Consider the following 26,545-nt stretch of genomic DNA (forward strand, 5'->3'; position numbering starts at 1 on the left):
GCGGCGATCCCGAGGGGCCGGTCCGCCGTAGGGGCGCGGAGTGTCAGGCGGACCTGTCGTGGGCGAGGCGGGCCGTCAGCCCGTCGAGGGTGCACTGGAGTCCGTAGTCGAAGCTCTCGTCGCGCACCTTCGCGGGGTCCTTGTCCCGCTGGGCCGCGTGGCCTTCCGCCAGGCGCGGATGATCGCGGGTGGCTTCTTCGAGGGCCGGGCGCAGGCTCTCCACCCACTCCCGCTCGGTGCTGCCGCTGCGGGCGATCATCGACAGGTACGCGGCCTCGGAGGTGGCCATGCCGATGACGTAGGAGACGAGGGTGCTCATGGCCCGGTCGGTCTCGTGCGAGGGGAAGCCGGCGGTCTCGAAGAGGGCGAGCAGCTGGTCCGCCATCCGCATCGCGTTGGGGCCGAGGTGGGACAGACCGACCTGACCGAGCACGGAGGCGACCCAGGGGTGGCGCAGCGCCATGGCCCGCAGGCTGTGGGCGGCGTCCACGGCGGCGGCCCGCCACTCGGTCTCATCCCTGGCCGCCGGGATGCGCAGTTCGCCGTAGACCTCGTCGACGACCAGCTCGATGAGCTCGTCGCGGTTGGCCACGTGGCGGTAGAGCGAGGTGGCCCCGGCATTCAGCCGGTTGCCGAGGCCGCGCATGCTGAGCGCTTCGATTCCTTCGGCGTCCAGCAGCTGCACGGCTTCCGCCACGATGCGCTCGCGGGTCAGCGGTTCCCGCCGACGGCGCGGGCGGGTCCATACGGAGGGGATCGGCTGCTGGCCGGCCTGCTGCATGCGGGTCCACGCCCTTCTTCTCGTTTTCCCGTCACCCTAGCTCATGACGTACGCAAAGGGGTACGCCGTACGCACCGCGCGTAACCCTGCACCGCGCGGGCCGGCGCGCACTCCGGAAGCGCCCGCATACAGCCCCCACCATTGAGAACGCCGCACCCCTATGCGTACAGTGTTCGCAGCGGGAGAACGTCATTCGCATACCGAGGGAGCAGTCATGCCGAAGAACCTGAGCTGGGACGCGCGGGGCACCTGGTCGGCCAAGGGCGACTGGGGGACCCGGGACTCCGAGGGCCGCAAGCTGTACCTGGGTCACTGGCAGGCGCGGCTCGACCAACTCCGCATCGCCCACCACGTCCCGGGGGCCACGCTGGCCGTCCTTGTCGACGGGGACGTCCAGGAACTGGCGAGCGGTGTCCTGCACCGAGGCACCGGAGTGGACGCGACCCCCGACTCGGTGTTCCAGCTCGGTTCCCTAGCCAAGATCTACACCGCCACCCTGATCATGCAGCTCGTGGACTCGGGCGCGCTTGACCTCGACGCCCCGGTACGGGACGTGCTGCCGGACTTCGTCGTCGCCGACGAGGAGGCCACCCGTACCATCACCACGCGGCAACTGCTCTCCCACACCAGCGGACTCACCTGCGACTTCACTTACGACTCGGGCCGGGGCGACGACTGCCTGGCCCGCTACGTGGAGGCCGCCAAGGACGTGGGCCTCGACTGCCCGCCCGGCACCGCCGTCTCCTACAGCAGCCTCGGCTACAACGTGCTCGGCCGCATCGTCGAGGTCCTCACGGGCCGGACCTGGGACGAGGCGCTCAAGGAACGGCTCCTGGCCCCGCTCGGCCTCACGCACACGATGACGCTCCCCGAGGAGGCGCTCGCCCACCGCACCGCGATGGGTCACCTGGGGGAGCTGGGCGAGGAACCCACCCCCGCCCCGGCGTGGGACCTCATGCCGCGCTCCGCCGGCCCCTACGGCCGGGTGCTCGCCAGCGCCGGCGACGTGGCCCGGCTGGCCAGGATGCACCTGGAGAACGGCAAGAGCCCCGAAGGGGTCCAGGTACTGAGCCCGCGCGGCGTCGCCGCGATGCGGCAGCGCGAGGTGGACGTCCCCGACAAGTGGACGGTCAGCGCCGACGGCTGGGGCCTCGGATGGACGCTGTACGACTGGTCGGGCATCCCGGGCTTCGGGCACGACGGCGCCTCCATCGGCCAGTACGGCTTCCTGCGCGTGGTGCCCTCGGCCGGCGTCGCGCTCGTCCTGCTCACCAACGGCGGCGACGCCCGCCAGCTCTACGCGGACCTCTTCGACGAGCTGCTCGGCGAGCTCGCCGGGGTGCGCATGCCCACCCCCTTCGCGCCGCCCGCCGAGCCACCCGTGGTGGACCTCGCTCCGCTGTGCGGCACGTACAAGCGCGAGGGCGTCGAGATCACCGTCACCGAACAGGGCGGCACGGCCCACCTGGTGTACGCCTTCGTCGACGGCATGAAGGACTTCTCGCCGCCGCTGGAGATGGACCTCACCCCGGTCTCCCCGATGGTCTTCGCCGGGCCCGGCAGCGGCGCCTACAGCGCCGACTGGATGCCGGTCGTCTTCGCCACCCTGGCCGACGGCACGGCGTGCGTGTACATCGGCATGCGGGCGGCCCCGAAGGTCGCCTGACGACCGCGCGCCGCGTGGCGGTGCGGGCCAGGTGCCGCCAGGGTCACAGCTCGATGTCGAGCTGCTCCACGTCGCTGAACTCCACGCCGAGCCCCTGGGCCCGGGAGTCGTTCGCGCGGAAGTACATCTGCGCGAGGCCGTCGGCGGCGATCTGCTGGAGCTGCCGTTCGCTCGCGCCCTGCTCGCGGGCGGTGAAGAGGCGGTCGGCCCACTGGGGCGGCAGGGCCTGGGTGATGTCGCGGATCCGGGCGTCGTCGGTCGTGCCCGCGGCGGCCTCGAAGCCGAAGCGGGCACGGGTGGAGAGCACCAGGCCGTCCGTGGTCGCCGCCTTCTTCCTTGCCTTCGCGCGGATCTGCGGCTGCCAGCGCTTCTTGACCTCGCGTTCCAGGCGGGCGCGCAGCTCCTGGCGAGGCCGCTTGAGCTTGCCCGCGACGTACCGCTCGACCGTGCGCTGGGAGATCCCGAGCGTCCGGGCGGCGGCCTGGGTGCCCTTGAGCTGCTTGACGAGGTACTTCATCTGCGCCTGGGCGCTCTGGGGGATGCGGCGGGTGAACGCCGACTCCAGCGCGCGGTCCAGACTGTCCCCGACGGAGTCGGCCATGACCTGCTACTCCCCTTCTCCGGCGCTCTGGTCGGTCTTGACGAGATTGGCGATGTTGAACACCCCGCCGTGTTCCTCGAACTGCTGCTCCGCCCACAGGACGGTCTGGGTGCCCTGGTGCTTGACCATCCCGGGCGAGACCCCCAGCCGGAACGTGCCCGGCGCCGGCTTGCCCTCGGGGGTGAGCGGCAGGATGTCCAACGGCGTCGGACCGGGCGAGGGGTAGACGATCGCGTCGGTGCCGATCGCGACCGGGTAGAGGTCGGCGGCGGCCGCCGTCTTCATCAGCTTGCGGTGCAGGCCCACCCGCTGATTGGCCAGCACGGCGGCCCGGATGTCGGGCCGCCACGTCTCCCGCTTGAGCGCCGGGTACTCCTCGTAGTACGGCACCTGGCCCCGGCTGCGCTGCCGGAGCTTGCCGATGCCGCCCTTCGCCGTCGCCTTGATCGCGGTCTCCAGCAACGCCATCGTCGGATCGACCTGCTTGCGCCGCGCCATCGCCGCCAGGAACTCCTCGCCCCCCAGACCGCCGGTGACGCCCATGTCCGCCATGGTCTCGATGTAGGCGTCGCGCAGCCGCTTGTACCAGGCGTCCAGATAGCGGCCCGTCCGCGTACGGACGTACGCCTCGACCGGCGCCACGTCGAAACCCAGCTCCACCGCGTAGGCGACGCTCGGGGTGGCGTACCAGGCCGGTCCCTCGGGCCGGTCGCCCTTGGGCGTGAACGGGCTGGGGAGGCGGTCCCCGTCGATGGTCCGTCCGTTCACGGGGACGCGGGACAGGTCGACGTGGGAGAGGTCGACCAGCCACGAGCCGGGCAGCGACGCGTCGAACGCCGGGTCGTCCTTCAGGTGGGTCGGCCCGTCGAGCCCGACGGTGAGCCCGTTCGCGGCGGCGGCGAACGACATGTTGATGTCGATGGCGACCAGGAACTGGTTCGCGCACTCCTCGTCGGTCAGCGGCCGGCACCAGTCGTAGGGCTCCTCCATCAGCATCTCCGCCGGGGTGCGCAGATGGTGCCGGGCGAACCTGCCCCGGAGCACCGGGTGTTCGTCGGGGACCTCGCACTCCACCACGTCGTAGCGGGCGGTGAGGGCGTCGTCGTTGAAGGCCCGCTTGAACTCGCCGGTGGCCGGGTCCTTCTCCGCCCGGGTCGGCGGGCGCAGCGCGACCATCAGCTCCAGGCCGGTCGTCGCGGTGCTGCCGCGCGGTGTCATCACCCGCGCCGCGTACAGGCCGAGGTAGCGGGCGAGGTCGGCCGGGTGCATCGTCAGCAGCAGCCGCGGGTCGTCCCTCCTGCCCCACTCCCGGGTGTCCAGCGCGTTCCACGGCAGGACGCACAGCTGGACGCAGCGCCGCTGCGACCCCTCGGGCTCGCGGAAGACGCGGGCCCACGGCCCGAGTCCGCGCTGCGTGAGCTGGAGGCCGGCCCTGGCGATCTGCTTGACCACCTTGTGGCTGTCCGCGAGCCGTCCGTGGCGCCGCTCCTGCTCCGACAGGTCGGCGGGCAGGCCGTAGCGCTCCAGGGCGGACGCGGTCAGGACGAGGATCGGGTCGGCGTCACGGCCGTTGCGGTGCAGCCGGGCCTGCCCGAGCCTCGCCTCGGCCAGCGTCCAGTCGACCAGCGCCGGGAGGGACTTGGCGGGCACGTCCAGGACCAGGCCGCCGACGCAGTACGCCGACACCTGTCCGTCCTCGCAGTCGATCACGGCGAGCGGCCCGTTCTCGAAGCGGGGGTCGGCGGGGGCGGCCGTCGTGGTCTTCTTCGCCACCGCCGACTGCGCACCCGGGCGCCGTGACGACGCGGTCGCCGGCTTGGCGGAGCGGCTTGGCGCCGGGCGCGCCGGCGGGGTGGCGGGGAGCGCCGGGGGCGTCGGCTCTGGTCCGGCCCCCGGGTCGGTGACCGCCTCCGGGACCGCCGGGGCAGGGTCCGCCGACGCCCCAACTGCGGCGGGTGTGTTGTCGCCCTGGGCGGGGAAGCGCTGGGCGAGGCCTTCCAGGAGCCGGGCGTAGGCGGCCCGTTTCGGTGGCCGGGGCTCGGTGACCCCCGATTCCCAGTTCCCGACGGTCTCCCGCCGGCTCTTCAGGGCCTTCGCGATCTGTTCCTGGCTTATCCCGGCGGCTTCCCGCAGACGCTTGCGCTCTTCCGGCGACGGAAGGTCGTCCTGCGCGACCTCCTCCAGCAGCGCGTCCACGGCGCTGAACAGCTCGTCCTCAGTAGGCACAGAGCTCACCTCCACACCGCACCCTATCCCCAGCGCACGCTGAAACCAGCATTGGATTTAACGTGGATCGCTCACCCCACCCCAGCGCTCCGGTTCTGCCATGTGACCGACACGATCAATTTCGGCCGTGTTCTGAACGAGCAGAGGGCAGGAACGGCACGAAGTCGAAGCTGAACAGCGCCTTTTGTAGGGATTCTGCCGCTGACAGAAGCGGCCGGTTCCCTCCCGTGTAGTACATGTGTTCGCGGGAAGTGAGGGGCCGATTGTGGAGGCCCTGTGACAGGTTGTGGGCCTCTCGTGACCACTGGGGTTGGCGAGACGTGTCTTCCTGTGGGGGAAATCCTTGTCGCAACGCACCGTCGGTGCGCGTGTTTCGCGTGCCCGGACTAGAACCAGCCTCGCCACCGCCGCCGCTCTGGCCACCGGCGCCCTGACCCTCTCCCTGCTGCCGGCCACGGCCGCGGTGGCCGCCGATGAGCCGGGTTCGGCGTGGGGCAAGGACGCTCCGTCGTTCTCGATGCCCGCGGTGAAGGTCGGTTCGAACAAGCCCGTCGCGCCGAAAGCCGAACGTGCGCCCTCGCGCCGGGTGGCCGCCTGGCGGGCGCAGCAGAAGAAGCGCGCCGAGGGCAGTACGGCGCGCTCCCTCCAGCAGGAGATTCCCGCTCTTGTGCCCGAGGGTCAGGGCGATGTGCCGTGGCACAAGATCAGCGACTTCGCCATCACGGACGCGCTGACGGCCCGGATCAACTTCTCCACCGGCAACCTGATGCTGGCGGCCACCGACTTCTCCGTCGCCGGCGTCGGCCAGCAGCTGACCCTGGCCCGCACCTACAACTCGCTGGAAGCGCCGTGGGGCAAGGTCTCCCAGCGCTGGTGGCAGCAGTACGAGCGCTACCTCCAGGTCCTCAGTGACGAGGTGGTCCTCTACGACGCCTCCGGTGACACCTTGCGGTTCAAGAAGGCCACCGACGGCTCCTTCACCACCCCCAAGGGTTACTCGAAGGAGCTGAAGAAGAACGCCGACGGCACCTACACGCTCACCAACTGGAAGTCCGGCTCGAAGGACACCTACGACGAGCATGGCACGCTGACCAAGGTCACCGACAAGAACAAGGGCACCATCACCGTCACCCAGCACGACGAGGGCGACGAGCACAAGGGCTTCAAGCTGACCGAGACCCGCTCGGGCCGCTGGATCGACCTGCTCAAGACCGACGCCTCCCAGTGGCAGGCCAAGGACAACTCCGGCCGCACCGCCGTCTTCGACCTCGACGCCGACGGCAACCTCCACAAGACCACCGACGCCGAGGGCAAGACCACCACCTTCGGCTACGACACCTCCAACCGCCTCACCAAAATCACCACCGCCGAAGGCCGCGTCACCGTCTTCACCTACGACGACGCCAACCGCGTCACCTCCATGCTGCGCGCCACCGAGTTGAACGGCACCGGCCACACCGGCCCCACCTGGACCTACGCCTACGACACCACCTCGCCGACGGCGGCGGGCACGACCACGGTCACCGACCCGGAGAAGCACCCGACGAAGTACAAGCACGACGGTGACGGCCAGGTCACCGAGGTCACTGATGCCTTGATCCGCAGCCGTTCCACCAAGTTCGACGCGAACCACAACATCGACACGACCACCGACGCCATGGGCACCGGCACCACCCTCGGCAACGTGCGGGACTACGGGTTCAACACGCGCAACAACCTGGAGAGCGTGCAGTCCCCCACCGGCGGCAAGGCGGTCGCGAGCTGGCAGACCATCGCCGGCGGGGATGTGCCCAAGGACTCCACGAACGCCGACGGCGAGAAGACCTCCTTCACCTACGACAGTGCCGGCAACACCAAGTCGGTCGCGCAGACCGGCACGGGCGGCGGCAGCGTCTCCTACACCTACAACCCCGCCACCCCCACCTGCGGCGGCTTCGAGGGCCAGCGGTGTGCGGCCGAGACGAAGATGTCGTCGACGAAGACGGTCAAGACGTCCTTCACCTACGACGCCAAGGGCAACCTCACCAAGGTCACACCCCCCAAGCCGCTGGGCGAGACCACCTACACCTACGACAGCCTCGGGCGCACGGAGACCCTCACCGATGGCCGGGGCATCAAGAAGGTCTTCGTCTACGACAACCTCGACCGGGTCAAGACCGTCTCGACCACCAACGACACGGTCCGCTACTTCTACGACGGCGACGGCAACCTCGCCCAGCGCACCGACTCCACCGGCACCATCAAGTACGCCTTCGACCCGCTCCAGCGCGAAACCGTCCGCACCCTCCAGGACGGCTCCCAGACCCTGCTCGCCTACACCCCCGCGGGCAACGTCGACTTCTACCAGGACCCGGCCGGGAAGGTCGACTACACCTGGAACGAGGTCAACAAGCTCGACAAGCTGACGGACCCCTCGGGCAAGGTCACCTCCTACAAGTACAACCGCAACGACGTGCGCACCGAGACCGCCTACCCGGGCGGCACCGTGCAGACCGTCGACATCGACAACTCCGGCCGCCCGAAGAAGATCACGGCCAAGTCCGCCAAGGGCAGCACCCTGGTCGACCTGGCCTACACCTACGGCTACGGCACGGACGCCACCACCGACGGCGACAAGATCCGCACCAGGACCGACGCCATCGCGGGCACGAAGACCAACTACACCTATGACGGTGCCGGCCGCTTCTCCTACGCCGCCGAGAACAAGGGCACCACCCTCAACGCGTCCTGGCAGTACTGCTACGACCTCGCCGGCAACCTCACCAGCCAGGGCACCGACAAGGGCTGCCCGCGCGGTACGACGTACACCATCAACGACGCCCAGCAGATCACCGAGAAGGACGGTTCGGCGACGAACTGGTCCTACGACCTCGAGGGCAACGAGACGGCCGGCGCCTCCACCCCGGAGGGCACCCGGACCGGCGAGAAGTGGTCGGACCACAGCCAGCTCACCTCGCTGACCGTCGCCGGCAAGACGTACGCGGGCCAGTACGGCTCCACCGACCAGAGCGAGCGCATCAAGCTCGGCGACACCTACTTCCACAACGGGCCGCTCGGCCTCTCCGCCACCTCCACGGGCGGCGTCGACACCGGCTTCAACCGCGAACCCGGGGGCACACTCACCTCCATGACCCGGGACGGCAAGACCTACTTCTACCTCACCGACGCGCTCGGCTCCGTCGTGGCCGTCGCCGACGAGGCAGGTACGAAGGTCAACACCTACTCGTACAGCCCCCGAGGCGTCGCCCGGTCGACGAGCGAAAAGGTCACCCAGCCCTACCGGTTCACCGCCGGCTACCAGGACCCCACCGGCCTGTACCACTTCCGGGCCCGCTACTACGACCCCAACGTCGGCCGCTTCAACAGCCCCGACCCGTCGGGTCAGGAGGAGAACCCCTACCTCTACGCCGAGGGCGACCCCGTCAACCGCATCGACCCCGAAGGCCTCAAGTCGATCGGGGACTACGGGAAGACGTGCGCGCAAGGCGCGGTGCAAGGGGTCGTGGTCGGCGCCTACACGGGCGTGTCGGAGACGGGAGTGGGCGCTCTTGGAGCCGCCGCTTCGGGCTGCGCCACTGACGTGGGCATCGAGCTCGTCAGCGACTACGTGAGCGAAAGCCTCGGCGAGAAACTCGATCAGGGGAGCAAGCTGAAGGACGCCTACGACGTAGGCAAGGGACTCGTCAAGGGTCTCCTGTAGGCAATCATCTGACATCGGGCGGCGGGGAGAGTGCTGCACAAGCCTCTCCCCGCATTCGGAGGGGAAAACGGTTGTGAGCACTCCAGCTCAAGCAATTCTGGTCGTCGTTGTCGTCGCCGTGGTGATCCTCGGCGGCTGGATGCAGTCGGCGAGCTTCCGGGACTACCTGCGCCGCCGCAGGGGCCAGTGACAAGCAAGGAGCCACCCATGACGTCGACCTCGGAATCGTTTCTCCTGGCAGGGCCGAAAGGCGAGCCCTGGCACATGTGGCTCGCGGCCGCAGCCGCGATCTTCTTCATCGCCCTGCTCACCGCGTACGTCCGTCGGGACCGCCGACGGCATGGCAAGTAGGCCCGCCGACGAATCCCCCCGGACGGTCCCTCGGTGCCGGGGCGGCTTCGCTCCCGGCGTCCGCCGTCTGTCATGGGCGAGTCGCCTCCTGCTGACGGGGGTTGTGGCGTGTCCGGTGGTCACCGGTTCAGCGCTCTGGTCATGGACCTACACCGGCTGACCCTGCACGGCTTGGGAGGGCGTGCTTGTGTGCGGTTGCTTCCCGGCGGGAGACCGGCGCGGTGAGCTGGAGCGCGGCGCGCATCGTCACCCGAGCCGCTCGACCGCGTCGAGAACCTCCTGCGCGCCGTCCTCCTCGGCGATGGACGCGGCCAGGCGCCGGGCGCGGCCGCGCAGCGCGGAGTCGTGGACGGCGCTGGTGATCGCGTCGGACAAACGCCGTGCGGTCAGGTGCTGGTAGCGCAGCGGGCGCGGGGAGACACCGAGGCCGTGCAGGCGTGCGGCCCAGAAGTGCTGATCCAGTTGCACCGGGACCGGCACGGCGGGGACACCGGCGCGGATGCCTGCCGCGGTGGTGCCGGCGCCGGCGTGGTGGACGACGGCGGCAGTCCGGGGGAACAGCCAGGTGTGCGGGACCTCCCCCACGGTGATCAGGTCGTCGCTTTCGGCGTGCAGGCCGCTCCAGCCCGCCTGGAGGACCCCGCGCACCTTGGCCCGGCGCATCGCCTCGGCGACCAGGGTGCTCAGCCGTTCGGCGTCCGCGGCGACGAAGCTGCCGAAGCCCGCGAAGACGGGCGGCGGGCCCGCGGAGAGGAAGTCCAGCAGCCGGGGCTCGGGCTGCCAGCCGGGTGGGGTCTCGGGCCACCAGTACCCGCAGACCCGATGTCCCTCGGGCCAGTCCCCGGGGCGTGGGACGACCTGGGGGCTGAAGCCGTGCAGGACGCCGCGCCCGCGGGGCAGGCCCAGCGGTCCGGCGAACCCGCCGCGCGGCAGCCCGAGTTCGCGCCGCAGGTCATGGACGGCCGGGGCGAACATCCGATCGGTGGCCGCCCAGAGGGCCTGGGCGCTCAGGCGGTTGCCGTACGAGCCGAACGAGCGGGCCCCGACGACCAGGGGCGTGAAGGCCGCCGTGGGCTGGATCGGCTGCAGGTAGGCGCTCAGGTTCGGCAGCCGCAGCCCCTCGCCCAGCGCCGCGCACATCGGGTCGGTGACAGTGGAACTCACCAGCACGTCGGCGCCCTGCCGCACGGCGTCGTGCACGCCCGCCGCGAGCCTCGGCATGAACGCCTTCGCCATCCGCATCAGCCGCGCGATCGCCACGGGCGCGCTGATCGCCCTGGCCAGGCCCTGCCCGCCCGCGGAGGCCAGTTCCGCGCGCGGGTCCACGGGCAGGGGCCGGAACCCGAGCCCATGGACCGTCACCCCCGGCCGGAACCGTTCATGGGTGGCGAGCACCACGTCGTGCCCCGCGGCCCGCAGCCGCACCCCCAAGCCGGTGTACGGAGCAACATCGCCCCAACTCCCCGCCGTGACGATCAGTACGCGCATAACAGCACTATGTCAGCGCGAGCGGGCCGCGGCCGATGGCCCGCCCGCTACTTCTCGGCGTTGCGGGAGAGCAGGTGCACGGCGCGCAGGGCGGCCTCAAGGGCGAAGCGGTGGTCGGGGTCGGTGAGGCGCTCCCCCAGCAGGACGTCCAGGTTCCGCAGGCGGTAGCGGACGGTCTGGGCGTGCACGCCCAGCATCTCGCCGACCTGCTCCGCCGGCGCACGCGTGGAGACGTGCACGCGCAGGGTCTCCACGAGCCGGTCACGGCGACTGGCCGGCACATGTTCGAGCGGGGCCAGCTCTGCGGCCGCCAGGTGGGTCACGAGGGCCGGGTCCGACAGCAGCCACAGCGTCACCAGATGGTCGTCGCAGCGGACCAGGGGGCCATCGGCCACGACGCCTTCGTCGATCAGGTGGAGCATGCGGCGGGCCCAGCGGATGGAGTCGGCGGCCTGGGCCGGCGGCAGGGTCGGCCCGACCACGGCGTGCGCGCCTTCCAGGGTCGCGTCGAGCATCGCCAGGCGCTCCGGGGTGAGGGGGCCGGGCACCAGCAGGTGCGGCTGCGGGACGTCCAGGTCGAAGAGGATGTCGTCGGCCAGCCCCGCCTCCAGGTGTACGGGGACCGGGGGGCGCAGCGCGATCATGGTGACGTCGGCGGGCAGCTGCCAGGCAGCGCTCTCGCAGAGCCCGGGGAGCGCTTGGGGCAGCGGAGGGGCGGCGAGGATGAGGTGGAGCAGCCGTCGGCGCCGCGCCGGCACCTCGGAGAAGGCCCGGGACTGCACCTCGGCGTAGCCCTCGCGGGAGATCTGCTCCAGTTCGTCGACGTAGGCGAACAGCGCGTCGGCGAAGGCGAGGATGAGGGAGGGGGAGAGCCGGTACTGGCGGCCCAGCGCCTTGGCGCGGCGCAGTGCGATGCGGGCCCCGAGCCGGTAGGCCCCCTGCAGGGTCTCCAGCGCGCGCCCCTCGTAGGCTTCCACCCGGCCGAACTTGCGCAGCAGCTGGTCGCGGAGCACGGCGTTCTTGCCGGGGTCGGCGACGCGGTCCACGAACGCGTACAGGGCCTGTTCGAGGCCCTGGCGGATGGGTTCGGCGTTGGGGCCGTTGAGGAGCCGGCCGTACACGGGGTAGGCGCGGGTGACCTCGGCGCCGATCTCCTTCATGAGGCCGGGTAACTCCGGTCTCATGAAGGCCGCGAATTCCTTGGGGAGGGGTTCCAGCGGCTCACCGACTTCGGGTGGTCGCGTGGTTGAAGGCATGAGTGCCGTCCCTTGCTCTTCGGTGCCCACGGTGCACCGGTCGTGTGCTCCGCTCCTTCGCGGGAGGGGCACGCGACCGGACTTGAGGAGACGTGTGTCTGGGCTGTTGAAGCTAAATCAAGTTCGGTGGGACGTACACAGTTCGTGCACACATCGGTGCGGTGGGGCGGGACATGGTTGCCGGGACGACTGAGAATCGCCGTCGCGCGGCCATTAGTCGACGGCGGAGTGCCAGTTCTTCGCGAGGCGCTTGCCGGCGTCGGGGGCGAAGGTGCCGGGGGCGTTCAGGCCGGCGAGGTGGGTCTGGGTGTTGTTGAGCGTCACGCTGTTCTTTCCGGCGGCGGAGGGCAGCCCGGTCTTGGCGTTGACCGCCGCGTCGACCAGCCCGAGCAGGCCGAGCCCGCAGCCGTCGGCGCCGGGCACGGCGAAGGTGCTGTCGTTCTGCTGGGCGCCGGTGAGGTTGACGCGGCTCATCTCGCCGTCCTCGGCGACGGTGCCGTCACCGTGGAAGAACGACATGCCGAACTCGGGGAACTGGAGGTTCTTTGGACGCAGGACGATGGGTTTGGCGGCGGTGCCGATGTAGCACTTGCTGCCGAGGAAGGGGTTCTCCAGGTGGATGCGGACCGGGAGGGCGACGATCGGCTTGTCGGTGACGATGCCGGCGGTCTGGTCGAAGTCGTAGGGGGCGCCGACGGACTCCACCGTTGCCGTGATCTTGTTGAGGGAGCTGTTGTCGAGCTGCACGCAGATGGCGGTGATCACGGGGATGTCGCTCGGGCACATCAGTCCCAGCAGCCCTCCGGGGACGGTCGCCGGGTCGGCCACGAGGGCGCCGCCGGGCGGGGCCACCACGGTGCTGGTGCCGTCGGAGTTCTGGACGACACCCATCTGGAGGTTGGTCTTTCCCGTGGGCACGGTGGTCCTGCCCAGTTTGATGGAGCCGTTGGGCGAGGTGGAGACCACGCACTGCGGGGTGCGGTCCAGGCCGTCGGCGGCGAGCATCGCCGGGGCGTCCACGGGGCAGCGGGTGAAGGGCGCCCACTCACCGTTCGGCACGGCGGCGGCCGCGGTGGCGGTGCCCATGGAGGTAAGGACACCGAGCGCGGTGCCGAGCGCCGTGGCGGTGGTGGCGACTCTGGCGCCGAGGGAGATCCGCATCATGTGGCCTTTCGGGTCGGGGAGTTGCGGGGGTGGGGATCACGCAGTCAGGGACACGGGGGGCGGGGGGAATCACCGTTCGGCTACGGGGATCTTGCGGGGCTGCGCGTCGTCGGTGCACTCGTCGGGGTTGAGCACATCGGCCGAGACGAAGCAGGTCTGCCCCTGGATCTGTTTGACGTAGTTGTCCGGACCGGAGACCGCGGCCGTGAGCAGACGGTCGAGGTCCTCGCCGTCGGCGGTGCCGCAGCCCGTGAAGGCGGGGATGGTGACCTTGCCGGTCAGCGGGCCGCCGGACAGCAGCAGATAGCCGGTCGCGGGTTGGCCGGTGGTCTGTTCGCCCCGGCCGTGCAGGACCAGGTGGTCGCCGGGGAACTTCGCCGGTTCCGGCTCCGGGGAGGCGAGGGACGCCTTGGTCCGGCACTTCTCTCCCACGTCCAGCGGGGTGCCGTTGACCTTCAACGACGTCACCCGCAGCACGAGCGGCGCCCGGACGTAGGTGTCCGTGCTGGTGAACACGAAGTCGGTGGTGCCGTGCGAGTCGATGGTCATCGGGCCCGTCTGCTCCAGCACCATCGTGGCCGTCGTGGGGGTGAAGTCGAAGGTCAGGAAGGTCGCCTCGAAGGGCTGGGTCTGCTTGCGCTGCCGGTGGTAGAGGTCGGCGGTGGAGTGCTGGGTGATGGTGGCGCCGCTGTAGTCGGGGAAGAACACGAACTGCGGCTCGCCCTGGGTGATGAGCGTGCAGAACGGCGGGATCAGCGCGGCGCCGTCGAGCTTGTTCACGTTGGAGTAGCCGGTGATGTAGGCGTTCAACGACATCGGTCCGGCCGGGTACTTCTCGTCGTACTTGCAGGTCGGCGCGGGGCGGTCGGCGGCGACACCGCGCCGGCCCGGCTCGGTGACCTTCGGGGCGTGCCCGCCCGGCCGGTCGGTTGGCTCCTCGCCCGGCTGCCCGGGTGTGCCGGAGGCGGACGGTGTGCCGGAGGGAGAGCCGGACGGCGATCCGCTCGGGGTGCCGGGGTCGTCGTCCTCGTCCGTGCCGACCTGCACTCCGGCCAGTGCGCCCCCGTCCGGGGCGTCCTCGGCGAGGGTGCAGTCGACGGTCACCGAGGCAGGGTCGGGGGCGCCGCCGTCCGCGGTGGTCAAGGTGAGGTCCAGCGCGAAGTCACGGGCCGTCAGGGTCAGTTCGCCGGCGCTCTGACCGGTCACCGTGGGGACGTCGCCCGTCGCGGTCAGCGTCAGCGGCCCGGTCGGGGGCAGGGGTGTGGGTTCCGTGCCGCCGCGCCAGGCCGCCTCGGCGGTGGCCTCGCCCTGGGTGACACCGACCGTGAGCCCGGTCGCCGCCCGTACGCCGGCCGCGTGCAGCGCCGAGAGGTCCGCCACCGCGGGCTCCGGCAGGACGACGGCCGTGGTCACGTCCGCGGGTTCGATCGGCTCGCCGGCAGCCACCCGCTCGGGCAGGGCCGCCGAGATCCGTACCGTCGCGGCATGCTTGCCGGAGGGGAACAGGCATACGTAGGGCAGGGTGGCGTCGATCTGCTGGGTCCCGGACGCCCCGGCCGCCGCGGGCACGGTGGCGGCCAGCACGACGAACGCGGCGATCGCCGCGCCGCGGGCGCGACCGCGGGCCGTCCGTCGGACGGCGGTCGGGGGGCCTGTCATGTGTCACTCCGCTCGGGTCGTCCCACGGTCCGAAATGGCCGGCGGCGGCCCGCACGCCCGGCCGAGGTCCCCGGCCGGGCGGCGGCGGGCCGTGCGTCGGCTACGGGTTGGAGCCGACGATCTGCGGGATGGTCGTCGTGCCGGCGACCTTGACCGCGTAGTTGCCCTTGAAGGTGGGCTTGGTGGCGGTGGTGACCACGGTGCCGCAGCCGGAGGCCGAGGTGACGGCCAGGTCGCCGCTGACGCTGGCGACCGCGAGGATGCCGGTGGAGTTGGTGTAGGTGGCGGTGGCCTTGCCCTGCACGTTGAACACGCAGGCGCCGGCGGTCACTTTGGCCTTCACGTTGCCGATGTAGCCCTTGGTCACGCCGGTGGACGCGGTGTAGTCCTGGGCGACGACGGTCCAGGGAGTGGTCGCGGTGGTCGTGACGTTCCCCAGGACGCTGGTGCAGGGCGAGCCGCTGGTGCCGAAGTTGATGGCGTTGATGTTGGCCACGGTCGCCGGGTTGCCGGTGGCGCTGGCCATGGTGCCCGAGGCGCTGGACGTCGTACACGTCATCGGGATGTTCGCGGTCAGGACGATGTTCCCGCTGTTGGCCGCGGCGAAGTTGGACGGTGAGGGGGTGACGGTCCAGACCGTGGAGGGCACGGCCGAGGCGGGGGCGACGGCCATGACGAACGCGGCGGTGCCCGCGCCCGCCGCGACGGCGATTCTTGCCAGGGGTTTGTTCATGACTGGGGACTCCCTTGTGGATTGACCGGCAGAGGGGGACCGCGCCCGTGCTGGTGAAGCGGAGGAAGAGGCGGTCCGCGGCTCGGAAATCCTCGACCGCGAGCCATGACGTTACTTGCGGGAAACTTAGCCGAACAATGCTGTTGACCATGATTCTTTCGAGAAGGGGAAATGCCTGTTCCCCAGGTGAGCAGTCCGGGCCCCCGCTTAGTCATCCGCTGCTAAGAAAGCCGCTGTGGCCAAAATCAGCGGACGCACTCGGGGAGCAGTTGATGTTGCTCCCCCTCCCCCGCCGAGGCCGCCACTGCTCACCGAGTGACAAGAACGGGCCGGGTCTTTGTCGCCGCGCTGACAAAGACCGCGGTGGCTCGACTCAAACCTCGGCGAAATTCGGATCCTCTCTTGCCCGCTCAGGTTACTCAGCCGTAGCGTGCCGGATCAGGCGCTGATCTCCAGGCCGTGCGGTGCTCCGCCCCAGAAGCCGCACACGGCCCCTGTCCCGCATCCCGCGCTCCGCGCCCCTCATCCGAACTCCGCCGCCGTCCGCCGCTTTGGAGGTGACATGGGAATCGAAGTGGTGGTCGAAGGCCTCACCAAATCCTTCGGCACGCAGAAGATCTGGCAGGACGTGAGCCTTACGCTGCCGGCCGGCGAGGTCAGTGTCATGCTCGGTCCTTCCGGTACCGGAAAGACGGTGTTCCTCAAGTCGCTCATCGGGCTGCTGAAGCCAGAGCGCGGCCGCGTCCTCATCGATGGCGTCGACATGGTGAACAGTCCGGAACGGGATATCTACGAGACCCGGAAGAAGTTCGGTCTCATGTTCCAGGACGGCGCCCTTTTCGGTTCCATGTCCCTCTTCGACAACATCGCCTTTCCGCTGCGCGAGCACACCAGGAAGAAGGAATCGGAGATCCGCCGCATCGTCATGGAGCGGATCGACGTGGTGGGGCTGCTGGGCGCCGAGGGCAAGCTGCCGGGTGAGATCAGCGGCGGCATGCGCAAGCGGGCCGGGCTCGCCCGCGCGCTCGTGCTCGATCCGCAGATCATCCTGTGCGACGAACCCGACTCGGGGCTCGACCCCGTCCGCACCGCCTACCTCTCCCAGTTGCTGATCGACCTGAACGCGCAGATCGACGCGACGATGCTGATCGTCACCCACAACCTCGACATCGCCGCCACGGTCCCCGACAACATGGGCATGCTCTTCCGGCGCGAACTGGTCACCTTCGGCCCGCGCGAAGTCCTCCTCACCAGCGAGGAGCCGGTCGTGGCGCAGTTCTTGTCCGGCCGCCGCGAAGGCCCGATCGGGATGTCCGAGGAGAAGGACGCCGCGACCCTCGCGGCCGAGGCCGCCGGAGCGCGGGGCGCGGACGGCCCCCGGGAGATCGTCCCCCAGTTGGAGCCCTCCCCCGGTCTTCCGCCGCGCGGCGCCGTCGCCCGCCGCCGGGAGCGGGTCCTCGGCATGCTCGACCGGCTGCCGCCCGCCGCCCGCACCGCCATCGAGCGCACGTACGCCGCCTCCCCCACGGGTGGCGCGACCGGCACCCAGGCCTCCCCCACCGGTGGCGCGCCCGGCACCCATGGCTCCACCGCCCCGACGCTGCCCATGCCGGCCGCCGGGAGCGGCGCATGATCACCGGTGCCCTGCGGCAGACCGGCCGGCTCTTCGCGCTCGCCGCCGAAGTGGCCCGGGCGATCTTCCGGCGGCCGTTCCAGTTCCGCGAGTTCGTGGAGCAGTTCTGGTTCATCGCCGGCGTGACCATCCTGCCCGCCGCCCTGGTCTCGATCCCGTTCGGCGCCGTGATCGCCCTCCAGGTCGGCTCGCTCACCCAGCAGCTCGGCGCCCAGTCCTTCACGGGTGGCGCCAGCGTGCTGGCCGTCGTACAGCAGGCCAGCCCGCTGATCGTCGCCCTGCTGATCGCGGGCGCGGCCGGCTCCGCCATCTGCGCCGACCTCGGCTCGCGCACCATCCGCGAGGAGCTGGACGCCATGGAGGTCATGGGCGTCTCACCCGTGCAGCGCCTGGTGGTGCCCCGCGTCCTCGCGACGATGGGGGTCGCGGTCCTGCTCAACGGCCTGGTCTCCGTGGTCGGCATCCTCGGTGGCTACGCGTTCAACGTCTACCTCCAGGACGGCACCCCCGGCGCCTACCTCTCCAGCTTCTCCGCCCTCGCCCAGCTGTCCGACCTCTACATCAGCGAACTCAAGGCGCTGGTCTTTGGATTCATCGCGGGCGTCGTCGCCGCCTACCGGGGCCTCAACCCGCGCGGCGGCCCCAAGGGCGTCGGCGACGCCGTCAACCAGTCCGTGGTCATCACCTTCCTGCTCCTCTTCTTCGTGAACATGGTGATGACCGGCGTCTACCTCCAACTCGTACCGCCGAAGGGGGGTTGAGGACCGTGGCCACCCCGTTCGTCTGGCTGGACCGCTCCGGTGACCAGCTCCTGTTCTACGTGCGCTCCCTGCTGTGGATCCCGCGCACCCTGCGCCGCTACCTCAAAGAGGTGCAGCGCCTCCTCGCCGAGGTCGCCTTCGGCACCGGCGGCCTCGGCGTCATCGGCGGCACCATCGGCGTGATGATCGCGATGACCCTGTTCACGGGGACCGTCGTGGGACTCCAGGGGTACGCGGCGCTCGACCAGATCGGCACCGCGGCCTTCACCGGGTTCGTCTCCGCGTACTTCAACACCCGCGAGATCGCCCCTCTGGTCGCGGGTCTCGCCCTCTCCGCGACCGTCGGCGCCGGCTTCACCGCGCAGCTCGGCGCCATGCGCATCAACGAGGAGGTCGACGCCCTCGAAGGCATGGGCATCCGCTCCCTGCCCTACCTGGTCACCACCCGCATCATCGCCGGCGTTGTCGCCATCATCCCCCTCTACGCAATCGGGCTGCTCTCCTCCTTCCTGGCCTCCCGCTACGTGACGGTCCTCTTCAACGGCCAGTCCCGGGGGACGTACGACCACTACTTCAACCTCTTCCTCTCCCCCACGGACGTGCTGCTCTCCGTCCTGAAGGTGCTGATCTTCAGCGTGATGGTGATCCTCGCCCACTGTTACTACGGCTACCGCGCCTCCGGCGGCCCGGCCGGGGTCGGTGTCGCCGTCGGGCGGTCGGTGCGCAACGCCATCGTGCTGATCAGCGTCACCGACTTCTTCCTGTCGCTGGCCCTGTGGGGCGCCACCACGACCGTGAAGGTGGCGGGCTGACATGAGCGCAGCGCGAGGCGCGACCGCGCGCCGCCGGCTCGCCGGAGTGGTCTTCCTGGTGGTCCCGGCCCTGCTGGTGTGGCTCTCGGTCGCCGTCTACGACAAGCGGTTCACCGACTCCGACCCGGTGGTCGTGGAGACGGGCGCCGTCGGCAACGAGATGCACTTGGGCGCCGAGGTGAAGCTGCGCGGCGTCGTCGTCGGCGAGGTCCGTGAGATCGACGCCACCGACGACGGTGCCCGGCTCACCCTCGCCCTGCGCCCGGGGACCCGCACCCGGATCCCGGCCGACGTGCGCGCCCAGATGCTGCCCACCACCCTGTTCGGGGAGCGCTTCGTCGCCCTCGTCCCGCCCGCCTCGCCCTCCGCGCGGCCGCTGGCCGCCGGCGCCGTCATCCCGCAGGACCGCTCCACGAGCGCCGTGGAGCTCCAGCAGGTCCTCGACGACGTGCTGCCGATGCTCACCGCCGTCCAGCCGCAGAAGCTCTCCGCCACCCTCTCCGCCGTCTCCCGCGCACTGGAGGGGCGCGGCGGCCGGCTGGGCGACACCCTCACCCTCCTCGACTCCCACCTGCGCGAGTTCAACCCCCAACTGCCGACCCTCAACCGCGACTTGAAACACCTGGTGAAGGTCAGCCACGTCTACGCCGATGCCGCACCGGACATCCTCACGGCCCTGGCCGACTTCACCACCACCACCGGCACCCTGGCCGAGAAGGAGAGCGAGCTGTCCGCCACCCTGGGCGCCACCACCGGGACGGCCGAGGACCTGACCGCCTTCCTGCGGCAGAACGAGGACAACATCATCCGGCTCTCCGCCTCCTCCCGGCCCACCCTGGAACTGCTCGCCGAGTACTCCTCGGCCTTCCCCTGCACCCTGCGCACCCTCGCCGACTTCGTGCCCGCCATGGACAAGGCCCTCGGCAAGGGCACCGACCGGCCCGGCCTGCGCGTCGACGTCACCACCGTGCCCTCCCGCGGCGCCTACCGCCCCGGCCGCGACACCCCCTCGTACGACGCGGACGGCGGCCCCCGCTGCTACCCCGTGCCCTATCTCGGCCTCGCCGGGAAACCGGCCGTGCAGGTCCCCGCGGCGGCCGGGCAGGACCTCGGGCCCGCCAACTCCCCGCAGGAGAACGACCTCGTCAACGAACTCCTCGCACCGGCCGCCGGCAAGGCCCCCACCGAGCTGCCCGAGTGGAGCAGTCTGCTCGCGGGCCCCGCCCTGCGCGGCACGGAGGTGACCCTGCGATGACGTCCCCCACCCGGCGCCGCCCGCTGACCGGCCCGGTCCTGAAGTCTCTCGCCTTCCTGGTGGTCACCGCGCTGGCCACCGCCGTCCTCGGGCTGAGCGTCGCCGGCAGCGGAGTCGGCGACGACAGCCTCACCTACAAGGCGCTGTTCACCGACGCCACCGGGGTCACCGACGGCGACAGCGTCCGCATCTCCGGGGTGGAGGTCGGCGAGGTCACCGACGTCCGCGTCGTCGACCGGCGCACCGCGCAGGTCACCTTCACCGTCCGCGACGACCGCACCCTGCCCGCGTCGGCCACCGCCGCCGTGAAGTACCTCAACATGGTCGGCCAGCGCTACATCGCCCTGGAGCGGGGCAGCGGCGACCTCACCGGCATGCTCGACGCCGGCGACACCATCCCGCTGGACAGGACCACCCCCGCACTCGACCTGACCCTGCTCTTCAACGGCTTCAAGCCGCTCTTCGAGGGCCTCTCCCCGAAGGACGTCAACGAACTCGCCGGCTCCATCGTGCAGGTGCTCCAGGGCGAGGGCGGCACCGTCGACAGCCTCATCCGGCACGTCGGCTCCCTCAGCACGACGCTCGCCGCCAAGGACCAGGTCGTCGGCAAGGTGGTGAAGAACCTCAACACCGTCCTGACCACCCTCAACGACCGCGAGAGCGACTTCGACGACCTCGTCGGCACCCTCCAAAAGCTCGTCACCGGCTTCAACGACGACCGCAAGCCCCTGGGCAAGGCCGTCACCGCCATGGGCGACCTGACCACCGTGACCGCCGACCTCCTCCAGGAGGGACGCGCCCCGCTGAAGAAGGACCTCCGCGAACTGGGCCGGCTCTCGGACAACCTCGGCGACGCCACCCCGCAGATCGAGGACTTCCTCGCCCGCACCCCCGCCAAGCTGACCGCGCTGGGCCGGCTCTCCTCGTACGGCTCCTGGTTCAACCTCTATCTCTGCGAGGCCCGCGTGGACGGCGTCACCACCTCCACCGGCGCGAAGCCGCCGACCGGCATCGCCGTCACCGAGGCCAGGTGCGGCGCATGACCCTCCTCCTGCGGCCCGGACGCCGCGACACCCCCGCCCCCGCGCCCCGCCGCTCCCGCGCGCCGCGCCTCAAGCCGGTCAAGGACCGCGACCCCGTCGCCGTGGCCGTCGTCGGCCTGCTCCTGCTGGCGCTGCTCACCGTCCTCGCCTACAACGCCGACCGGCTCTCCCTCACCGGCGGCGGCACCGCCTACAGCGCCGACTTCACCGAGGCGGCGGGCCTGGACGAGGGCGACGAGGTGCGGGTCGCGGGCGTCAAGGTCGGCCGGGTCACCGGCGTGGCCCTGGACGGCGACCGGGTGAAGGTCACCTTCGAGGTAGAGGACGCCTGGCTCGGCGACCGCACCACCGCCGCCATCGCCATCAAGACGCTGCTGGGCGACAAGTACCTGGCCCTGGACCCGCTCGGCGGCGCGGCACAGGACCCCGGCAGCCGCATCCCGCGGACCCGGACCACCTCTCCGTACGACGTCACCCAGGCGTTCCAGGACCTCGGCTCCACCGCCGACGCCCTCGACACCCGCCAGCTCGCCAAGAGCTTCGAGACCATCTCGCGGACCTTCGAGAAGTCGCCGCCCCACGTCCGCAAGGCCGCGACCGGCCTGTCCGACCTGTCGCGTTCCGTCTCCAAGCGCGACCGTGAACTCGCCCGACTCCTCAAGGGCAGCGCCAAGTTCAGCAAGACGCTCAAGGACAACAAGTCCAGCTTCGAGACGCTCATCGAGGACGCCGGTCCCCTGCTCGGCGAACTTCAGGACCGGCGCAAGGCCATCACCGCCCTGCTCAAGGGCAGCCGCGCCCTCGGCACCGAACTGTCCGGCCTCGTGGACGACAACGACAAGCAGCTCGGCCCCACCCTGAAGGCGCTGGGCCGGGTCACCACCGTCCTGGAGAAGAACAGCAGCCGGCTGGACGAGACGCTCGCCCTGGTCGGCCCCTACTACCGGCTCGTCGGCAACACCCTCGGCAACGGCCGCTGGTTCGACAGCTACCTGTGCGGGGTGGTGCCGCGCGACTACCTGCCCGCGCGGTCCCGGCCCAAGACGTCGTGCATGCCGCCCGAGCAGTCGGCGGCGGCCCGGAGGAGCGGTGAGCGATGAGCAGACACGGAACACTCCTCGCGGCGCGCCCGAGACTCCTCGCCGCGCACGGAAAGCACCTCACCACGCGGGGGAAGCACCTCGCCACGCGGAGGAAACTCCTCGCGGCCGTGGTCGCCCTCGCCGTGGTCGCCGCCGGACTCGTCGCGGTGCGCGTCCTCGACTCCACCGGCACCCGCATCACCGCCTACTTCGACCGTGCCGTCGGCATCTACGCCGGTTCCGACCTGCGTGTCCTCGGCGTCCGGGTCGGTGAGGTGGAGTCGGTCCACCCCCAGGGCACCCGGGTCCAGGTCGAACTCGCGCTGGACGAGGGCGTACGCGTGCCGAAGTCGGCGCGCGCCCTGGTCGTCGCGCCCAGCGTGGTCGCCGACCGCTACGTCCAGCTCACCCCCGCCTACCGCGCCGGCCCCGCCCTCGCGGACGGCGCCGTACTGCCCGCCTCCCGCAACCGCACCCCCGTCGAGATCGACCAGCTCTACGCGTCGATCACCGACCTCAGCAAGGCACTGGGGCCGGAGGGGGCCAACTCCGCGGGCGCCCTGTCGGGGCTGCTGAGGACCGGTGCCGCCAACCTCGACGGCAACGGCGCGGCCATCGGCAAGAGCATCGAGGAGTTCGGCAAGGCCACCAGGACGCTCGACGGCTCCAGCGACGACCTGTTCGCCACCCTGCGCAACCTCCAGACGTTCACCACCATGCTGAAGGGCAAGGACACCGACGTACGCACGGCACAGCAGCGGCTGGACACCGTCGTCGGCTACTTCGCCGACAACAAGGACGACCTCGCGGGCGCCCTGAAGGAACTCGGCACCGCCCTGCGCCGGGTGAAGACCTTCATCAAGGACAACCGGGGAGAGCTGAAGGGGAACGTCGAGCGGCTCGTGCCCCTCACCCGGGCCCTGGTGCGCCGGCGCGCCTCGCTGGCCGAGGCCTTGGACGTCGCGCCGCTCGCCGCGGGCAACCTGGTCGGCGCCTATGACACCGGCACCGGCAGGATCGACGGCCGGGCCGACCTCAATGAGATCAGCATGGGCGGCCCCCTGCTGCCCCTGCCGGCGACCGGCGGCGGCTCCCCGGAGCCGCCCTCGGCCTCTCCCTCTGCTTCGGCCTCTGCTTCGGCCTCTGCTGCGACCTCGGGGGAGGGAGAACGGTGAAGCGCGTCGTACGGCGCCGGGGACGGGCGTCGGGGCCGGTCGAGACCGGCGGCGCGGACCAGGTGGAGACCGCCGAGGCGGATCGCGTCGAGCCCCCGCACCGCACAGCAGGGCGCCGGGTGCTCACCGGCGGGGCCGCCGCCGGCATGGGCCTCGGCGGCCTGCTCGCCCTCGGCCTCGGCTTCGCGCTCGCCCTCGGCGCGTTCACCGTCACCGCTCCCCGCTTCGACGGCATCGAGGACCTGCCCCTGCCGGGCGGCGCCGACCTCGGCTCACACCCCTACACCGTCACCGCCGAACTGGCCGACGCCCTCAGCCTGGTGCCGCACGCCGCGGTCAAGGTCAACGACGTCGCCGTCGGCCGGGTCACCGCCATCCGCCTCGACGACGACCGATGGTCGGCCCGCGTCACCATGGAGATCAACGGCGACGTCCGGCTGCCGCGCGACGCGGGTGCCCGCCTGGAACAGTCCAGTCTGCTCGGCGAGAAGTACGTCAGTCTCGTCGCGCCGGCCAAGTCGTCCGCCGGGGGCGACCTCGGCGACGGCGGTGTCATCCCCCTCTCCCGCACCGGCCGCAACACCGAGGTCGAGGAGGTGTTCGGCGCGCTGTCCCTGCTGCTCAACGGCGGTGGCGTCAACCAGCTCAAGACCATCACGCGGGAGCTCAACAAGGCCCTCGGCGGACGCGAACCCGAGGTCCGCTCCATGCTGAAGCGGGTCGACGAGCTCGTGGGGAACCTCGACGACCACCGCGGTGACATCACCGACGCCCTCGACGGCGTCAACCGGCTCGCCACCACCCTCGCCGGCCGCAAGGACGACGTGAGCACCGTCCTGACCGACCTATCCCCCGGCCTGAAGACCCTGCACGAACAGCGCGGCTCACTGCTGACCATGCTGCGCTCCCTGGACCGGCTGTCCGGCGTCGCCGTCTCCACCGTCAAGGCGAGCAAGAACGACATGGTCGCCGACCTCAAGGCGCTCGCCCCCACCCTCAAGGCCCTCGCCGACGCGGGCAGCGACCTGCCCGACTCCCTCCAGGTGCTGCTCACCTACCCGTTCACCGACGAGGTGCTCAACGGAATCAAGGGCGACTACCTCAACGTGTATCTGCACATGACCGCCGTCCCCGGCACCCAGGTCATCCCGCCCCTCGTGCCGCGGAGCACCCCCTCGCCCACCGGCACGCCCCGGGGCGCCGCGCCCGGCAAACGGCCCGGCGGCGGGGCATCGCCCTCGCCGTCGGCGCCGCTGCCCCTGCCGTCCGTACCGACGCCCACCCGGGACCCCGGGGACGGAGGCGCACAGAGATGATCACCCTCGCCATACGTCTGAAGAACCTCGCCTTCCTGCTCATCGCCGTCCTCGTCCTCGGCTTCCTCGGCCTCCGCTACGCGGACCTCGGCCGGTACGTGGGCGTCGCCGACTACTACACGGTGCGGGTCGAACTCCCGCGCACGGGCGGCCTCTTCACCCACTCCGACGTCACCTACCGGGGCGTTTCAGTGGGCCGGGTCGGTCCGATCGACCTCACCGCGGACGGGGTGGTGGCCCAGCTGCGCATCAAGAAGTCCGCCCCCCGCATCCCCGCCGACACGCGGGCCGTGGTGGCCGGGCTCTCCGCGGTCGGCGAGCAGTACATCGACCTGCGGCCCGAGAGCGACTCCGGCCCCCACCTCGTCGACGGCACCCGGATCGCCCGGTCCGAGACAGAGGTGCCGGCGCCCGTCACCGACGTGCTCACCAGTGTGGACGGCCTCGTCCGGTCCGTTCCGCTGGAGGAACTGCGCACGGTGGTCGACGAGTTCGGCAAGACCTTCGAGGGGCGCGGCGACGACCTGCGGGTGCTCCTCGACAACGGCAGCGCCTTCATCGAGGCCGCCGACCGGAACCTGCCCACCACCAGCCGCCTGCTCACCGACGGTGAGACCGTGCTGCGCACCCAGGCAGAGGAGGCGGGGGCGATCCGCGGCTTCGCCGAGGGTGCCACGGAACTCGCCCGCACCCTCAAGGGTTCCGACGCCGACCTGCGCCGTCTGCTCACCGTCACACCGGACGCCGCCACGCAGGTCAGCGGGCTGCTCCGGGATCTCGACCCCAGTTTGGGCGTCGTCCTCGCCAACCTGCTCACGACCTCCGAGGTGGCCGTCACCCGGCAGCGCGGCATCGAGGAACTCCTCGTGAGATATCCGGCGGCCGTCTCGGCGGGCGCCACCGCCGTCGACGGAGGAAAGATGAGACTCGGCCTGGCCGTCACCTTCTTCAAGCCCCTGCCCTGCACCGACGGCTACGGCGGCACCCGCTACCGCACCGGCCTCGACCTCGGCACCGCCCCCGCCCTCAACACCGGCGCGTCCTGCACGGCTCCGGCCGGCAGCGGCGTCAACGTACGGGGGTCCGCCCACGCCCCACGGGGTGGCGCGGTGCCTGACCCGGCCAGGGCGGGCTCCCTGCCGTCGGGCGGTTCGCCCGGAGCAGGCGGTACGAGGGGTGGGGCGTCGTCGCGGTCGGGCGCGGGCCTGCCGGGCGCGCTGGCCCTGCCGGACACGGGCGGCGGCGGAGCGACCGGGCTGCCGGGGCTGCTCGGCGCGGAGCCGGGCCGATGAGGCGGGTGCGGGTCGTCGCCGGGGCGGGACTCGCGCTGGCGCTGGCGTTCTGCGGCGCCGGGGCGTGGACGTACGCGCAGGCACGGGGCGACGACTCGCTCGCGTACGGCCGTGCTCGCGACGAGGCGCTGGCCGACGGGCGCGAGCGGCTCGCCGTGCTCAACACCCTCGACGCCTCGTCCCGGCGGCGGGCCAAGGCGGGCATCCGGGACTGGCGTGCCGCCTCGACCGGTCCGCTGCGGGAGGAACTGGGCGCCACCGCCCCTCGGAAGGGGGCCTCCGCGCGGGGCGCGGTCACCGAGGCCGCGCTCACCGCCCTCGACACGCGCGCGGGCACCGCCAAACTCGTCGCCACCGTGCGCGTCGAGGTCACCCCCGGCGCGGGCAAGCGGCCGACCGTCGACCGCAAGCGCCTGGAGGCGGTGCTGGCCCGCACGGGCGGGGGCGAGTGGAAGGTCAAGGCACTGAGCGCGGTACCGCTCGCGCGGACGGCGAAGGAGGGCGAGGGCCGATGACACGGCTGCCGCACCTCGGACGGCCCCGGGCCCACC

21 protein-coding genes are annotated in these 26,545 nt (G+C 71.2%); 13 read left to right on the plus strand and 8 right to left on the minus strand.

The window, feature by feature from the left end:
• Nucleotides 1-43: 43 nt before the first annotated feature.
• A complete protein-coding gene (locus tag ACZ516_RS06245; protein WP_469008790.1) occupies nucleotides 44-781 on the minus strand; it encodes a TetR/AcrR family transcriptional regulator in 738 nt (245 codons plus the stop codon).
• Between the two features lie 214 nt (nucleotides 782-995).
• Between ACZ516_RS06245 and ACZ516_RS06250 the strand changes: the two genes are divergently transcribed.
• A complete protein-coding gene (locus ACZ516_RS06250; protein ID WP_469008792.1) occupies nucleotides 996-2,447 on the plus strand; it encodes a serine hydrolase domain-containing protein in 1,452 nt (483 codons plus the stop codon).
• Nucleotides 2,448-2,490: 43 nt separating this feature from the next.
• Here ACZ516_RS06250 and tpg read toward each other — a convergent pair whose 3' ends face one another.
• On the minus strand, nucleotides 2,491-3,048 hold the full coding sequence (gene tpg, locus ACZ516_RS06255; RefSeq protein WP_469008793.1) for a telomere-protecting terminal protein Tpg: 558 nt from the start codon (nucleotides 3,046-3,048) through the stop codon (nucleotides 2,491-2,493).
• 6 nt (nucleotides 3,049-3,054) lie between these two features.
• Nucleotides 3,055-5,274 carry a telomere-associated protein Tap gene (gene tap / locus ACZ516_RS06260; RefSeq protein WP_469008794.1) on the minus strand — a complete coding sequence of 740 codons (2,220 nt, stop codon included), beginning with the start codon at nucleotides 5,272-5,274 and terminating at the stop codon, nucleotides 3,055-3,057.
• 517 nt (nucleotides 5,275-5,791) lie between these two features.
• Between tap and ACZ516_RS06265 the strand changes: the two genes are divergently transcribed.
• On the plus strand, nucleotides 5,792-8,974 hold the full coding sequence (locus tag ACZ516_RS06265; RefSeq protein WP_469009603.1) for an RHS repeat-associated core domain-containing protein: 3,183 nt from the start codon (nucleotides 5,792-5,794) through the stop codon (nucleotides 8,972-8,974).
• A 207-nt stretch (nucleotides 8,975-9,181) separates the two neighbouring features.
• Entirely contained in the window at nucleotides 9,182-9,325 is a 144-nt protein-coding gene (locus ACZ516_RS06270; RefSeq protein WP_358587283.1) for a hypothetical protein, read from the plus strand.
• 246 nt (nucleotides 9,326-9,571) lie between these two features.
• On the opposite strand, the gene ACZ516_RS06275 is transcribed toward ACZ516_RS06270, so the two are convergent.
• From ACZ516_RS06275 to ACZ516_RS06295, 5 genes are all read right to left on the minus strand, one after another.
• The gene (locus ACZ516_RS06275; protein ID WP_361082979.1) at nucleotides 9,572-10,813 is read right to left on the minus strand and encodes a glycosyltransferase; all 1,242 of its coding nucleotides are present in this window, start codon (nucleotides 10,811-10,813) and stop codon (nucleotides 9,572-9,574) included.
• A gap of 47 nt (nucleotides 10,814-10,860) precedes the next feature.
• A complete protein-coding gene (locus ACZ516_RS06280) occupies nucleotides 10,861-12,069 on the minus strand; it encodes a PucR-like N-terminal domain-containing protein (RefSeq protein WP_361082981.1) in 1,209 nt (402 codons plus the stop codon).
• A gap of 213 nt (nucleotides 12,070-12,282) precedes the next feature.
• The gene (locus ACZ516_RS06285; protein WP_467466088.1) at nucleotides 12,283-13,230 is read right to left on the minus strand and encodes a hypothetical protein; all 948 of its coding nucleotides are present in this window, start codon (nucleotides 13,228-13,230) and stop codon (nucleotides 12,283-12,285) included.
• A 72-nt stretch (nucleotides 13,231-13,302) separates the two neighbouring features.
• Nucleotides 13,303-14,892, minus strand: a complete 1,590-nt coding sequence (locus ACZ516_RS06290) for a DUF6801 domain-containing protein (protein ID WP_469008796.1) — start codon at nucleotides 14,890-14,892, stop codon at nucleotides 13,303-13,305.
• Between the two features lie 100 nt (nucleotides 14,893-14,992).
• A complete protein-coding gene (locus ACZ516_RS06295; RefSeq protein WP_361082987.1) occupies nucleotides 14,993-15,625 on the minus strand; it encodes a hypothetical protein in 633 nt (210 codons plus the stop codon).
• A gap of 562 nt (nucleotides 15,626-16,187) precedes the next feature.
• On the opposite strand from ACZ516_RS06295, the gene ACZ516_RS06300 reads away from it, so the two are divergent.
• The 10 genes from ACZ516_RS06300 to ACZ516_RS06345 all read left to right on the plus strand — a co-directional run bounded on the left by ACZ516_RS06300 (nucleotide 16,188) and on the right by ACZ516_RS06345 (nucleotide 26,509).
• Nucleotides 16,188-17,258, plus strand: a complete 1,071-nt coding sequence (locus ACZ516_RS06300) for an ABC transporter ATP-binding protein (protein ID WP_469008797.1) — start codon at nucleotides 16,188-16,190, stop codon at nucleotides 17,256-17,258.
• A complete protein-coding gene (locus ACZ516_RS06305) occupies nucleotides 17,255-18,019 on the plus strand; it encodes an MlaE family ABC transporter permease (protein ID WP_358698325.1) in 765 nt (254 codons plus the stop codon). Before ACZ516_RS06300 ends, ACZ516_RS06305 begins: the two co-directional genes overlap by 4 nt.
• Nucleotides 18,020-18,024: 5 nt before the next feature.
• On the plus strand, nucleotides 18,025-18,831 hold the full coding sequence (locus ACZ516_RS06310; RefSeq protein ID WP_469008799.1) for an MlaE family ABC transporter permease: 807 nt from the start codon (nucleotides 18,025-18,027) through the stop codon (nucleotides 18,829-18,831).
• Between the two features lies 1 nt (nucleotide 18,832).
• A complete protein-coding gene (locus tag ACZ516_RS06315) occupies nucleotides 18,833-20,086 on the plus strand; it encodes an MCE family protein (protein WP_361082992.1) in 1,254 nt (417 codons plus the stop codon).
• Nucleotides 20,083-21,129 carry an MCE family protein gene (locus ACZ516_RS06320; RefSeq protein WP_469008800.1) on the plus strand — a complete coding sequence of 349 codons (1,047 nt, stop codon included), beginning with the start codon at nucleotides 20,083-20,085 and terminating at the stop codon, nucleotides 21,127-21,129. The genes ACZ516_RS06315 and ACZ516_RS06320 overlap by 4 nt, the downstream gene beginning before the upstream one ends.
• Nucleotides 21,126-22,229, plus strand: coding sequence for an MCE family protein (locus ACZ516_RS06325; protein ID WP_361082996.1), 1,104 nt, complete (start codon nucleotides 21,126-21,128; stop codon nucleotides 22,227-22,229). Before ACZ516_RS06320 ends, ACZ516_RS06325 begins: the two co-directional genes overlap by 4 nt.
• Nucleotides 22,230-22,339: 110 nt before the next feature.
• On the plus strand, nucleotides 22,340-23,386 hold the full coding sequence (locus ACZ516_RS06330) for an MCE family protein (RefSeq protein ID WP_469009605.1): 1,047 nt from the start codon (nucleotides 22,340-22,342) through the stop codon (nucleotides 23,384-23,386).
• A gap of 146 nt (nucleotides 23,387-23,532) precedes the next feature.
• Nucleotides 23,533-24,702 carry an MCE family protein gene (locus tag ACZ516_RS06335; protein ID WP_469009606.1) on the plus strand — a complete coding sequence of 390 codons (1,170 nt, stop codon included), beginning with the start codon at nucleotides 23,533-23,535 and terminating at the stop codon, nucleotides 24,700-24,702.
• Complete coding sequence (locus ACZ516_RS06340; protein WP_469008801.1) at nucleotides 24,699-25,994, plus strand: MCE family protein; 1,296 nt, start codon at nucleotides 24,699-24,701, stop codon at nucleotides 25,992-25,994. Before ACZ516_RS06335 ends, ACZ516_RS06340 begins: the two co-directional genes overlap by 4 nt.
• Nucleotides 25,991-26,509 carry a hypothetical protein gene (locus tag ACZ516_RS06345; protein WP_361083000.1) on the plus strand — a complete coding sequence of 173 codons (519 nt, stop codon included), beginning with the start codon at nucleotides 25,991-25,993 and terminating at the stop codon, nucleotides 26,507-26,509. Before ACZ516_RS06340 ends, ACZ516_RS06345 begins: the two co-directional genes overlap by 4 nt.
• The last annotated feature ends 36 nt before the right edge of the window (nucleotides 26,510-26,545 follow it).

The organism is Streptomyces sp. NPDC034037, from assembly GCF_055575715.1.

Excerpts from the sequence above, each read along its gene's own strand:
- ACZ516_RS06285 (WP_467466088.1), bottom strand. The coding sequence starts at position 13,230 with ATGCGGATCTCCCTCGGCGCCAGAGTCGCCACCACCGCCACGGCGCTC.
- ACZ516_RS06305 (WP_358698325.1), top strand. The coding sequence starts at position 17,255 with ATGATCACCGGTGCCCTGCGGCAGACCGGCCGGCTCTTCGCGCTCGCC.
- ACZ516_RS06320 (WP_469008800.1), top strand. The coding sequence starts at position 20,083 with ATGACGTCCCCCACCCGGCGCCGCCCGCTGACCGGCCCGGTCCTGAAG.
- ACZ516_RS06300 (WP_469008797.1), top strand. The coding sequence starts at position 16,188 with ATGGGAATCGAAGTGGTGGTCGAAGGCCTCACCAAATCCTTCGGCACG.
- ACZ516_RS06340 (WP_469008801.1), top strand. The coding sequence starts at position 24,699 with ATGATCACCCTCGCCATACGTCTGAAGAACCTCGCCTTCCTGCTCATC.
- ACZ516_RS06265 (WP_469009603.1), top strand. The coding sequence starts at position 5,792 with ATGCCCGCGGTGAAGGTCGGTTCGAACAAGCCCGTCGCGCCGAAAGCC.
- ACZ516_RS06335 (WP_469009606.1), top strand. The coding sequence starts at position 23,533 with ATGGGCCTCGGCGGCCTGCTCGCCCTCGGCCTCGGCTTCGCGCTCGCC.
- ACZ516_RS06345 (WP_361083000.1), top strand. The coding sequence starts at position 25,991 with ATGAGGCGGGTGCGGGTCGTCGCCGGGGCGGGACTCGCGCTGGCGCTG.
- ACZ516_RS06295 (WP_361082987.1), bottom strand. The coding sequence starts at position 15,625 with ATGAACAAACCCCTGGCAAGAATCGCCGTCGCGGCGGGCGCGGGCACC.
- ACZ516_RS06270 (WP_358587283.1), top strand. The coding sequence starts at position 9,182 with ATGACGTCGACCTCGGAATCGTTTCTCCTGGCAGGGCCGAAAGGCGAG.
- ACZ516_RS06250 (WP_469008792.1), top strand. The coding sequence starts at position 996 with ATGCCGAAGAACCTGAGCTGGGACGCGCGGGGCACCTGGTCGGCCAAG.
- ACZ516_RS06325 (WP_361082996.1), top strand. The coding sequence starts at position 21,126 with ATGACCCTCCTCCTGCGGCCCGGACGCCGCGACACCCCCGCCCCCGCG.
- ACZ516_RS06275 (WP_361082979.1), bottom strand. The coding sequence starts at position 10,813 with ATGCGCGTACTGATCGTCACGGCGGGGAGTTGGGGCGATGTTGCTCCG.
- ACZ516_RS06245 (WP_469008790.1), bottom strand. The coding sequence starts at position 781 with ATGCAGCAGGCCGGCCAGCAGCCGATCCCCTCCGTATGGACCCGCCCG.
- ACZ516_RS06280 (WP_361082981.1), bottom strand. The coding sequence starts at position 12,069 with ATGCCTTCAACCACGCGACCACCCGAAGTCGGTGAGCCGCTGGAACCC.
- ACZ516_RS06315 (WP_361082992.1), top strand. The coding sequence starts at position 18,833 with ATGAGCGCAGCGCGAGGCGCGACCGCGCGCCGCCGGCTCGCCGGAGTG.
- ACZ516_RS06290 (WP_469008796.1), bottom strand. The coding sequence starts at position 14,892 with ATGACAGGCCCCCCGACCGCCGTCCGACGGACGGCCCGCGGTCGCGCC.
- tpg (WP_469008793.1), bottom strand. The coding sequence starts at position 3,048 with ATGGCCGACTCCGTCGGGGACAGTCTGGACCGCGCGCTGGAGTCGGCG.